This window comes from Staphylococcus sp. FSL K6-0223 (assembly GCF_038008285.1).
This window is the reverse complement of the sequence record NZ_JBBOYX010000002.1, coordinates 678,985-690,502: the sequence shown is the minus strand read 5'-3', so window position 1 is coordinate 690,502 and position 11,518 is coordinate 678,985. Positions and strand designations below refer to the sequence as shown.

The window sequence follows — 11,518 nt, the reverse complement described above, 5'->3', positions numbered from 1 at the left end:
AATAATGTTACAACACTACTCTAAATTACTCTTTCTAATTTCAATTATCCTCCTATGTGTGACTGTATATGTGTCATTTATTGTTGGTACGATACCTATTTCTCTTAAAGATATATTAACCCAATTTACTACTGGTCATGTTTCTAATGTAGACACAATCATTGATTTAAGATTACCTAGAATCATTATCGCTTTATGTGTTGGTGCAATGCTTTCGGTATCTGGAGCATTATTGCAAGCAGTTTTGCAAAACCCTTTAGCCGAGGCGCAACTACTCGGTGTTTCATCAGGAGCACTTGTCATGCGTATGATTCTATTGTTGGTGACACCCCAATTATTTTTTGTCATACCTTTACTTAGTTTTCTAGGAGGAATGATACCTTTTCTATTATTATTTCTCTTAAGTGTGAAATTCAAATTTCAACCGACACGTATGATATTAATCGGTGTAGCAATGTATGCAATGCTAACCGGAGTACTTGATTTATTTGCACAGAATCCATTTCTGAAAATACCTCAAGGACTAACTATGAAAACATGGAATGATGTTAAGATTGTCGGAATATCAGCGAGTATAGGTTTATTAATAACAATGCTTTTAACATCTAAAGTGAATTTATTAGCTTTAGAGGATAAACAAGCTAATAATTTAGGCTTTCACATTACTAAATATAGATTAATCATTGGGGGAGTAGCTGTATTTCTAGCGAGTGCTTCTTCTGCAATTGTAGGTCCACTAGCTTTTGTAGGCTTAATTATTCCACATATTGTACGTAAGTTAATTGGTAGTAATTATAAAGAAGTGATACCACTATCTATAATTTTAGGAGGATGGTTTGTTGTTACAACTGATTTGTTAGGTAGAACGTTACATCCACCACTCGAAATACCAGCGAATGTCATTATGATGCTTATAGGTGGTCCAATTTTAATCTATCTTATTTGTAAGGGAGCTGTTAATGATGCGAGTTAAGGGGCTTCATTTTCAATATAAGAATGATTCGGAAATTATAAAAAATCTCTCATTAACATTCAGCTCTAATGCAATTACTTCTATTATCGGACCGAATGGATGTGGAAAATCCACTTTGTTAAAGTTACTTTCTCGAAATTTGAAGCCTTCAAAAGGTGTTATATATTTAGATGAGTTAGATTTGAAAAAATTTAGTAAGAAAGCATTTGCACGTAAACTTGCTACGGTACATCAAAAGATGAATGTTCCGGAAGGATTCACTGTAAGACAATACATAGAACTTGGACGATATAGTCATGAAAGTTGGTTGAAAATAGATGTTAAAAAAGAAACAATTGTTCAAAACATTCTTCAACAACTTAATTTAGTAAATCTTCAGAATAAAAAATTGGCGTCATTATCTGGAGGTGAAGCACAAAGAGTATTTTTAGCAACAGCATTAGTGCAAGAACCTCGTTACATCTTATTGGATGAGCCAACCACTTATTTAGATATTCATTACCAATATCAAGTTTTAGATACTATTCGTACTTTAAAAGATCATTATCATATTACTTTTATAATGGTACTTCATGATATTAATCAAGCAATAGAATATAGTGATGAAGTGATTTGCCTAAATGATAAAGGAGTTATTGCGCAAGGTGCGCCTCAAGAAGTGATTAATGAAACAATTTTAAAAGAAATGTATCAAATTGACGCTAAAATTATAAATGACAGTGAATGTGGCATGATTGTTTGTAGAAAAAGGGTGAGGGATTCAAATGATTAAATTCGTTAGACTTATTCAAATTGTATTAATAGCAGTAATCCTTATATTTAGTTATCAGTTGTTTAAAACTTATCTTGAAGACAAAGCGTCAGCTAAAAGGTATAAAAATTTACAACAACAATTTAAGTCAGAGTCCCTGTCTAAAGAAAAAGAGGTACGACCACAATTTTCTAAATTAGAATCTATTAATAAAGATATTGTTGGATGGATACAACTTAAAGGGACATCATTAAATTATCCAGTATTACAAGGTAAAACCAATCATGACTATTTAAGAGAAGATTTTGATCATGAAAAGACACGTAAGGGAAGTATTTTTATGGATTATCGAAATTCTGTAAAAACTCCTAATTCGAATACTATTATTTATGGTCACCACATGGGTGATAATACAATGTTTGATGTACTAGAAAAGTATTTAAAGCAAAGTTACTTTGATCAGCATCAAAATATTCAATACGACACGAAATATGGAAAATATCTATTACAAGTCTTTAGTGCATATCGCACTACTACGAAAGATAACTATATACAAACTGATTTTAAAACACCATCTGAATTTCAACATTTTATAGATAATACAAAGAAAAAATCGGAGATACAAACAAAAGTTCAAATTAGTAATCAAGACAAGATAGTTACTTTGTCTACTTGCGAGGACGCTTATAACCAAACATCAGGAAGAATTGTTGTCGTGGCGAAGTTAGTCAAAATAAATTAACAGAAAAGAGGAAAACATCATGAAATTTATGGCTGAAAATAAATTAAAATTAGATAAAGGAACAGCTCAAGATATAATAGAAAGGTTCTACACAAGACATGGTATTGAAACACTTGAAGGCTTTAAAGGGATGTTTGTAACAAATACTAAAGAACAACCAGATTATGATGAAGTAAAAATTTTAACATTATGGGAATCTGAACAAGCTTTTATTGATTGGTTACAATCAGATGTGTTTAAAAAAGCACATAAAAATGTTCGTCACCAATCAGCAGATGCATTAAGCCCAATTCTTGAAAACGTAGTTAAGAAATATGATATTGGATACCAATACTTTAAATAATGTGTACTGTAATTAAAAGAAGTAAGTGTGATTAATTGAAATTAAAAACACTTGATTTCGATACAAACTAAAGCAAGTCGAGAGTTTGTTGTCTAAACATAATTGAAACAAATTATGTCAATTTCAAACCTTCGCTTGCTTCTTTTTTATAGTAGTAATTAAATTTTAAAATTATAGTGGACTTTGAAATCAATTGATATTAGATTACAATATGAATACATTAACTTAAGAGTTGGAGAAATGATCATGGAACAAATTACGTCTGCTCAAAATAATAAAATAAAAAATGCAAATAAGTTAAAAAAGAAACGTGATCGTGATAAGACAGGTCTAGCTTTAATAGAAGGAATACACCTTATCGAAGAAGCGTATCAAAGTGGTATTGAAATAAAGCAATTATTTGTAATAGAACCTGACAGAACAGATGAGGACCTAATTGATTACGCGAATGAAACATATGAAATTAATATGAAAGTGGCTGAAGCTCTATCTGGTACTGTAACACCTCAAGGTTTCTTTGCGGTGATTGAAAAGCCACAATATAATAATACGGAAGCGCAACAAGTATTATTAATTGATCGAATTCAAGATCCAGGTAATTTGGGTACATTAATTCGCACTGCAGATGCTGCTGGCATAGATTTAATTGTAATGGAAAAGGGTACTGCAGACCCATATCAAGATAAGGTAATGAGAGCGAGTCAGGGTAGTATATTCCATATTCCTATTGTTATTAAGGATTTAACAACTTACATTAATGAATATGATGGCCCAGTGTATGGAACAGCACTCGAAAATGCAGTAAGCTTTAAAGAGATAGAGGCTCAATCACGATTTGCTTTATTATTAGGCAACGAAGGTGAAGGTGTGAACCAAGAATTATTACAACAAACAACACAAAATCTTATCATACCCATTTATGGTAAAGCTGAAAGTTTAAATGTTGCTATTGCAGGTAGTATATTACTCTACCAGTTGAAAGGTTGACCCTTTGTTCAAATTTCGGCTATAATAGTTGATGAATTTATTAAAAAATGAAGTATTCATTAGCGTTTAAACATCACTGAAACAATTAAATGATCAACCGATAAAAAGACGTAAATTATTTAGAAAGTTGAAAAGGGAGAATAACCGTGACTGAAAGTTATTCCAACTTGAAATAATTTTGTTCATCTTTTTGGTTACTTAAAGAAATTTAAGTCGGAATTGTCATTCCGTTATCAATAGATATACAAGTGTATGCTTAGGCATAAATTTGGGTGGTACCACGGAAAGCTTTCGTCCCAGTTCGATATGGGGTGAAAGCTTTTTTGATGTTGAAGTATTTGAGTTTTCATTTTCAAAAAATAAAATAGTGGCATTAAAAGGAGGAGTTCGGTCATGACTCAAAATGATACGATGGCGGAATTAAAACAACAAGCTCTCGTTGATATTAATGAAGCAGATAATGAACGTGCATTGCAAGATGTAAAGGTTAAGTATTTAGGTAAAAAAGGTTCAGTAAGTGGTTTAATGAAAAATATGAAAGATTTACCTAATGAAGAGAAACCTGCATATGGTCAAAAAGTAAATGAATTGCGTCAAACAATTCAGAATGAATTAGATGAAAGACAAAAGTTATTAAAAGAAGAGAAATTAAACCAACAGCTTGCTGAGGAAACGATTGATGTGACATTACCTAGTCGCCATATTGAGATGGGTTCAAAACATCCTCTTACTCGAACAGTTGAGGAGATTGAGGATTTGTTTCTCGGTTTAGGTTATGAGATTGTAGATGGGTATGAAGTTGAACAAGATTATTATAATTTTGAAGCTTTAAATTTACCAAAGTCTCACCCTGCACGAGATATGCAGGATAGTTTCTATATTACTGAAGAAATATTAATGCGTACGCACACGTCACCAGTTCAAGCACGAACAATGGAGAAACGTGGTGGACAGGGTCCAGTTAAAATTATTTGTCCAGGTAAGGTGTACCGTCGTGACTCGGATGATGCGACACATAGTCATCAATTTACACAAATTGAAGGATTAGTCGTTGATAAAAATATTAAAATGAGTGATTTGAAAGGTACTTTAGAGTTAGTAGCCAAGAAATTATTCGGTGCTGAACGAGAAATTCGTCTACGTCCAAGTTATTTCCCTTTTACAGAACCATCAGTCGAAGTTGATGTCTCTTGTTTCAAATGTAAAGGAGAAGGTTGCAATGTCTGCAAACATACAGGTTGGATAGAAATTTTAGGCGCTGGAATGGTACATCCAAACGTTCTTGAAATGGCGGGCTTTGATTCTAATGAATATTCAGGATTCGCATTTGGAATGGGGCCAGATCGAATCGCAATGTTGAAATATGGTATTGAAGATATTCGTCATTTCTATACAAATGATGTTAGATTCTTAGATCAATTTAAAGCAGTAGAAGATAGAGGTGACCAATAATGTTGATTTCAAATGAGTGGTTAAAAGATTATGTCAATGTTGATCAACCTGTTCAAGATTTAGCTGAAAGAATTACACGCACAGGTATTGAAGTTGATGACATTATCGATTATACGAAAGATATAAAAAATTTAGTGGTTGGTCATGTTGTGTCAAAAGCACCGCATCCAGACGCCGATAAATTGAATATTTGTCAAGTTGATTTAGGCGAGGATGAGCCGGTTCAAATCGTATGTGGTGCTCCAAATGTTGATGAAGGTCAGTATGTCATTGTTGCGAAAGTTGGAGGTCGTCTACCTGGTGGCGTTAAAATTAAACGTGCGAAGCTACGTGGTGAACGTTCAGAAGGTATGATTTGTTCTTTACAAGAAATAGGTATTTCAAGTCACGTTACGCCTAAAGCGTTTGAATCTGGTATTTATGTATTTCCAACAGAAGTGACTCCAGGTACAGATGCGCTTGAAGCATTATATCTTAATGATCAGGTGATGGAATTTGACTTAACTCCTAACCGTGCAGACGCATTAAGTATGGTGGGCACAGCTTATGAAGTAGCTGCTTTATACCAAACTGAAATGACAAAACCTCAAACTTCAAGTCAAGAAAGTGATAAATCAGCCAGTGATGAATTATCTGTTACAGTTCAAAATGAAGATAAAGTACCTTATTACAGTGCAAGAATCGTTCATGATGTAACGATTGCGCCATCACCAGTATGGATGCAAGCACGCTTGATGAAGGCGGGAATTCGTCCTATTAATAATGTGGTAGATATTTCTAACTATGTTCTATTAGAGTATGGTCAGCCACTTCACATGTTTGACCAAAATCAAATTGGTTCACAAAAGATTGAAGTAAGACAAGCAAATTCAAATGAAAAAATGACGACTTTAGATAACGCCGAGCGCGACTTATTAGATTCAGATATCGTTATTACAAACGGCAATGAGCCGATAGCTCTAGGTGGCGTTATGGGTGGAGACTTCTCAGAAGTTACTGATCAAACACGTAATGTAGTTATCGAAGGTGCAATCTTTGATCCAGTATCTATTCGTCATACTTCTCGTCGTTTAAACCTAAGAAGTGAATCATCAAGCCGCTTTGAAAAAGGTATTGCAACTGAATTTGTTGATGAAGCAGTAGATAGAGCTTGTTATTTACTAGAAAGATATGCTTCAGGTACAGTGTTAAAAGATAGAGTAGCAGCAGGTGATTTAGGAGCAATGGTTACTCCAATCAATATTACTGCTGAAAAGGTAAACCAAACAATTGGATTTAACTTAAGTGACGATGATATCGTTAATATCTTTGAACAACTCGGGTTTGAAACCCAAAATCAAAATGGACAATTAACAGTTAATGTGCCATCTCGTCGTAAAGATATTTCAATTAAAGAAGATTTAATTGAAGAGGTTGCACGTATATATGGTTATGACGAAATTCCTTCAACGCTTCCTGTATTTGAAGATGTAACAAGTGGATCACTAACAGATCGTCAATATAAAACACGTACTGTAAAAGAAACTCTTGAAGGTGCTGGGCTTGATCAAGCTATCACTTATTCATTAATATCTAAAGATCACGCTAAGGACTTTGCTTTACAAGATCGTCCTACTATCGAATTATTGATGCCAATGAGTGAAGCGCATTCTACTTTAAGACAAAGTCTTTTACCTCATCTTATTGAAGCTGTGGCATACAATGTTGCGCGTAAAAACTCAGATGTTAAATTGTATGAAATTGGTCGTGTCTTCTTCGGTAATGGGGAAGGAGAGTTACCAGATGAAGTCGAATATTTAAGCGGTATTTTAACGGGACAATATGTTAATCATGCTTGGCAAAGTAAAAAAGAGTCAGTAGATTTCTATTTAGCTAAGGGTGTTGTTGATCGTGTAGCTGAAAAACTAAATATTAAATTTGATTATAGAGCAGGTCAAATCCAAGGTTTACACCCAGGTAGAACAGCTATAGTTTCGTTAAATGGAGAAGATATTGGTTTTATTGGTGAGTTACATCCAACACTTGCTGCAGAAAATGATTTAAAACGCACATATGTATTTGAATTAAATTATGACGCTATTATGAGAGTGTCTGTTGGTTATATTAATTATGAACCAATACCTAGATTCCCAGGTGTATCAAGAGATATAGCGTTAGAAGTGAATCATGAAGTTCCTGCTTCAGATTTAATATCTACTATTCATAATAATGGGGAAGACATTTTAAATGATACGTTAGTATTTGATGTATACGAAGGTGAACACTTAGAAGAAGGTAAAAAATCAGTAGCTATTAGATTGAATTATTTAGATACTGAAAATACTCTTACAGACGAACGTGTAACAGCAGTACACGACAAAATTTTAGAAGCCTTACAACAGCAAGGTGCTACAATAAGATAATTAACTAAAAAAGACCTATCCTGAAAATGAAATTTTTAATGAGGATAGGTCTTTGTATATTTAAGTATATTTTTTCTCGATTAAAGCTAGTGCTTTATCTCGATTTTTAAAATGTTTTTTAGATATAGCATCAAGTTGGCTTAAGCCAGATTTTTGAATGATTTTAGCCGCGAATAAGTCAACTTTATTACTTGCACCTTTTGGAACTTCCATTTTAATTTGTTGTGTTATTTGGTTCATATGTTTTACGAAAGCATATCGCGAGATAATACTAGCTGCTGCAATAGCTAGTGATTTTGATTCACCCTTAGTTTCAAATTGAGTTTTTTTAGGAAAAGGTAGTTCGGAAAGTGCATAATGCTGGTATACTTCCCGTTTAGCAAATTGGTCAATCACGATATAATCTAAGTGATCCACGTCAATTTTTTGAACAACATTTTTGATTGCTTCATTATGTAAAACGGCTTTCATTTTTACTTGTGACCAGCCCATCTTCTGACGCTCATTATACTTCACATTATTTAAAGTTAGTAGTGAGTGAGGGATAAAAGTAATGAGCTGTTCAGCTAGTTCAACAATTTTGTCATCTGTTAATTTTTTTGAATCATCCACGCCTAAGGTTTTTAAAACTTGTGCATTTTTCTCTGAGACGTATGCTGCACAGACGGTTAAAGGACCAAAGTAATCACCGCTACCTGCTTCATCACTACCTATGCAATTATATTTATTATATTGAATTGACGACTGTTTAGAGGTAGATGTTTTTGATTGAGAAGATGAAGATATAGCTTGATTAGGTAACATGCGTTGAGCTACTAATTCTGCATTCTTTCCTTGGAACATGACCTTTCCTGAATGATATATATTAATTGTAGTGTTTTGGTATTTAGTTCTTGCTCTCATGCCTTGTGGCAATTGAGTTGTTTCAAATTGAATTTGTGATAATAATTGATCTATTTCACTTTGAGTTAATTTATGAACGACATTTCCCATAATAAGTAACCTCACTTTTAATTTCGTACTCATACATTCTATCAAATTTCATTTTCTATCTCATTGATGAATATAACAATATAACTATTAAATGATTTAACATAATATGATGTCTTAAATTGTTTGATAATAGCTACTTACATAATTTTTTACTCTCATGTATAATGTGTGTTGATAAGTAAAAATTGAAGTTAAATCATATAGCTATTTACTTTCAAGATTAAGAAAAAAATCTTGAAGTCTTAAATTATAGAAAGTTAAAATCATTTAAATATTAGGTCAGGAGCAATTAAACATGAGTGAATTTAAAAATAGAATAAATGTTACGATCAACGATCAACATTTCACAATCATTGGCGATGACAGTCCTGAGCATATTCGTTATGTTGCACATCTTGTAGATGAGAAAATGCAAGAATTAGGTCAAAAATCCGCAGGCTTAGATACTACTCGTAAATCGATTTTAACAGCGGTAAATATTATGCATGAGAAAGTTTTACTAGAAGAAGAAAATCGTCGATTACAACAAGAAATCAATCAATTTAAACAAAGTGAAGATTAGATGGTTGTTGATTTAGTTGTCATTATATTGATTTTCTACTTTATGATGATTGGTTTCCGTAGGGGGACGTGGTTGTCGACACTACATTTCATTTCTTCAATCGTATCATTATGGATTGCATCTCAGTTTTATAAGCCTATAGCGCAAAGGCTGATTGTGTTTGTACCATTTCCTAAAACGGTAGCATATGACACATCTTATGCAATTCATTTTAATCAATTGCAACAACGATTTGAAAATATTGTTGCATTCATTATTTTAGCTACGCTAGCTAAGCTTATTTTGTATCTAATTATTGTTACATTTGATAATATAGTAGCGTATCAGAAACATCAATTAGTTAGTCGAATTATAGGAATTATTCTAGGTTTAATAATGAGCTTAATTGTGATTCAAATTGGACTATATTTTATTTCATTATATCCCGAGCCATTAATTCAAAATCAAATAGCACAATCGTTAATATGTAAAAGGATAATTTTAAATTTACCATACGTATCACAGGTTATTTTAAATTTATAAACTAATTATATAAGGTCAGGACTAGAGCTAACTTTAATGTTGTGTCCTGGTCTTCTTTTTATGGAGAGATGTATATGACTAAAAAAGATGTAATTCAATTGTTAGAAAAAATAGCAACATATATGGAGTTAAAAGGGGAAAACACGTTTAAAGTATCTGCCTATCGAAAAGCAGCTCAAAGTTTGGAAATAGATGAGCGTCCTTTAGATGAAATTGAGGATGTTACCGAGCTTAAGGGTATCGGTAAAGGTGTGGGCGAAGTTATCAACGAATTTAGAAATCAAGGTGAGTCTAGCACGTTACAAGCCCTCCAAGAGGAAGTACCTGAAGGATTAGTCCCTTTATTAAAAATTCAAGGACTAGGTAGTAAGAAAATCGCTAAACTTTATAAAGAACTTCATATTATTGATAAAAAAAGTTTACAAAAAGCTTGTGAAGAAGGTGAAGTCAGTAAACTAAGTGGCTTCGCAAAGAAGACTGAACAGAATATTTTAGAAGCAGTTAAAGCACTAGGAGCCAAAAAAGACAGTTATCCGATTGATCAAATGAGAGGTCTGAATAATGAAATTATTGATTTCATTAAAAAGCTTAAACATGTAGATAATTATTCTTCTGCTGGAAGTTTTAGACGTTATAAAGAAATGAGTAAAGATTTAGACTTCATTATTAGTACGGAACAACCTCTAGAAGTTCAACAGCAATTGCTTGATATTCCTAACAAAGTAAAAGAAATAGCAGTTGGGGATACTAAAGTATCTTTAGAGTTATCTTATGATGATGAGACGATAGGTGTAGACTTTAGATTAATTGAGCCTAAAGCCTTCTACCATACGCTTCAACACTTTACCGGTTCTAAAGACCATAACATCCGTATTCGACAATTAGCTAAAGAACGTAATGAAAAAGTAAGTGAATACGGTATAGAACAAGCTGATGGTACATTACTGCAATTTCAAAGTGAAGAAGAGATTTATCACCATTTTGACGTAAATTGGATTGCACCTGCAATGCGAGAAGATGGCAGTGAATTTGATAAAGATTTAAGCGATATCATTTCTTTAGAGGATATTAATGGTGATATTCATATGCATACAACGTATAGTGATGGTGCTTTTTCAATTAGAGAAATGGTAGAAGCAAATATTGCTAAAGGTTATCAATTTATGGTAATCACAGACCACTCACAAAGTTTGAAAGTTGCAAATGGTTTACAGGTAGAGCGTCTCTTACGACAAAATGAAGAAATCAAAAAGTTAAATGAAGAATATGATGAAATTGATATTTATTCTGGTACAGAAATGGATATATTACCAGATGGTTCACTTGATTATGATGACGAAGTCTTAGCACAACTTGATTATGTGATAGCTGCTATCCATCAAAGTTTCAATCAATCTGAAGAAGAGATTATGAAACGTTTAGAAGTAGCTTGTAAAAATCCATACGTGCGTCATATTGCGCATCCGACGGGTCGAATCATTGGACGACGACCTGGTTATAAACCTAATATAGAAAAATTAATGAAATTAGCTGAAGAAACAAATACGATATTAGAAATTAACGCGAATCCTAAACGTTTAGATTTAAATGCTGAGACTGTACGTAAATATCCTAACGTTAAGTTAACAATTAATACAGATGCACACCATACGAATCATTTAGAGTTTATGAAGTACGGTGTGGCTACGGCTCAAAAAGGTTTTGTAACAAAAAATAGAGTGATCAATGCGTTATCACGAGAAGAGTTTAAATCACTCGTTGAAAATAATATTAAATTAAAGAAATAGAGGG

General features: G+C 32.8%; 11 protein-coding genes. 10 read left to right on the top strand and 1 reads right to left on the bottom strand.

Going from position 1 to position 11,518, the window contains the following annotated elements:
- Positions 1-4: 4 nt before the first annotated feature.
- The 7 genes from MHI13_RS14235 to pheT all read left to right on the top strand — a co-directional run bounded on the left by MHI13_RS14235 (position 5) and on the right by pheT (position 7,650).
- A complete protein-coding gene (locus MHI13_RS14235; RefSeq protein WP_064210788.1) occupies positions 5-973 on the top strand; it encodes a FecCD family ABC transporter permease in 969 nt (322 codons plus the stop codon).
- Positions 963-1,745 (top strand): ABC transporter ATP-binding protein, encoded by a 783-nt coding sequence (locus MHI13_RS14230; protein ID WP_064210789.1) that lies wholly within the window; start codon positions 963-965, stop codon positions 1,743-1,745. Before MHI13_RS14235 ends, MHI13_RS14230 begins: the two co-directional genes overlap by 11 nt.
- Positions 1,738-2,466 carry a class B sortase gene (gene srtB / locus MHI13_RS14225; protein ID WP_064210790.1) on the top strand — a complete coding sequence of 243 codons (729 nt, stop codon included), beginning with the start codon at positions 1,738-1,740 and terminating at the stop codon, positions 2,464-2,466. The genes MHI13_RS14230 and srtB overlap by 8 nt, the downstream gene beginning before the upstream one ends.
- A gap of 19 nt (positions 2,467-2,485) precedes the next feature.
- Positions 2,486-2,809: an antibiotic biosynthesis monooxygenase gene (locus MHI13_RS14220; RefSeq protein WP_064210791.1), complete on the top strand. Its 324-nt coding sequence runs from the start codon at positions 2,486-2,488 to the stop codon at positions 2,807-2,809.
- A 246-nt stretch (positions 2,810-3,055) separates the two neighbouring features.
- Positions 3,056-3,796 (top strand): TrmH family RNA methyltransferase, encoded by a 741-nt coding sequence (locus MHI13_RS14215; protein ID WP_064210792.1) that lies wholly within the window; start codon positions 3,056-3,058, stop codon positions 3,794-3,796.
- Positions 3,797-4,189: 393 nt separating this feature from the next.
- Positions 4,190-5,248 carry a phenylalanine--tRNA ligase subunit alpha gene (gene pheS, locus MHI13_RS14210; RefSeq protein WP_064210793.1) on the top strand — a complete coding sequence of 353 codons (1,059 nt, stop codon included), beginning with the start codon at positions 4,190-4,192 and terminating at the stop codon, positions 5,246-5,248.
- Positions 5,248-7,650, top strand: a complete 2,403-nt coding sequence (gene pheT / locus MHI13_RS14205) for a phenylalanine--tRNA ligase subunit beta (protein WP_064210794.1) — start codon at positions 5,248-5,250, stop codon at positions 7,648-7,650. Before pheS ends, pheT begins: the two co-directional genes overlap by 1 nt.
- Positions 7,651-7,710: 60 nt before the next feature.
- Here pheT and rnhC read toward each other — a convergent pair whose 3' ends face one another.
- Positions 7,711-8,643, bottom strand: coding sequence for a ribonuclease HIII (gene rnhC, locus MHI13_RS14200; RefSeq protein WP_047796155.1), 933 nt, complete (start codon positions 8,641-8,643; stop codon positions 7,711-7,713).
- 295 nt (positions 8,644-8,938) lie between these two features.
- On the opposite strand from rnhC, the gene zapA reads away from it, so the two are divergent.
- From zapA to polX, 3 genes are all read left to right on the top strand, one after another.
- Positions 8,939-9,205: a cell division protein ZapA gene (zapA, locus tag MHI13_RS14195; RefSeq protein ID WP_002435154.1), complete on the top strand. Its 267-nt coding sequence runs from the start codon at positions 8,939-8,941 to the stop codon at positions 9,203-9,205.
- A complete protein-coding gene (locus tag MHI13_RS14190; RefSeq protein WP_037548753.1) occupies positions 9,206-9,727 on the top strand; it encodes a CvpA family protein in 522 nt (173 codons plus the stop codon).
- A 74-nt stretch (positions 9,728-9,801) separates the two neighbouring features.
- Entirely contained in the window at positions 9,802-11,514 is a 1,713-nt protein-coding gene (gene polX / locus MHI13_RS14185; protein WP_064210795.1) for a DNA polymerase/3'-5' exonuclease PolX, read from the top strand.
- The last annotated feature ends 4 nt before the right edge of the window (positions 11,515-11,518 follow it).

Excerpts from the sequence above, each read along its gene's own strand:
- zapA (WP_002435154.1), top strand. The coding sequence starts at position 8,939 with ATGAGTGAATTTAAAAATAGAATAAATGTTACGATCAACGATCAACAT.
- pheT (WP_064210794.1), top strand. The coding sequence starts at position 5,248 with ATGTTGATTTCAAATGAGTGGTTAAAAGATTATGTCAATGTTGATCAA.
- MHI13_RS14220 (WP_064210791.1), top strand. The coding sequence starts at position 2,486 with ATGAAATTTATGGCTGAAAATAAATTAAAATTAGATAAAGGAACAGCT.
- MHI13_RS14190 (WP_037548753.1), top strand. The coding sequence starts at position 9,206 with ATGGTTGTTGATTTAGTTGTCATTATATTGATTTTCTACTTTATGATG.
- MHI13_RS14230 (WP_064210789.1), top strand. The coding sequence starts at position 963 with ATGCGAGTTAAGGGGCTTCATTTTCAATATAAGAATGATTCGGAAATT.
- MHI13_RS14235 (WP_064210788.1), top strand. The coding sequence starts at position 5 with ATGTTACAACACTACTCTAAATTACTCTTTCTAATTTCAATTATCCTC.
- pheS (WP_064210793.1), top strand. The coding sequence starts at position 4,190 with ATGACTCAAAATGATACGATGGCGGAATTAAAACAACAAGCTCTCGTT.
- polX (WP_064210795.1), top strand. The coding sequence starts at position 9,802 with ATGACTAAAAAAGATGTAATTCAATTGTTAGAAAAAATAGCAACATAT.
- srtB (WP_064210790.1), top strand. The coding sequence starts at position 1,738 with ATGATTAAATTCGTTAGACTTATTCAAATTGTATTAATAGCAGTAATC.
- rnhC (WP_047796155.1), bottom strand. The coding sequence starts at position 8,643 with ATGGGAAATGTCGTTCATAAATTAACTCAAAGTGAAATAGATCAATTA.
- MHI13_RS14215 (WP_064210792.1), top strand. The coding sequence starts at position 3,056 with ATGGAACAAATTACGTCTGCTCAAAATAATAAAATAAAAAATGCAAAT.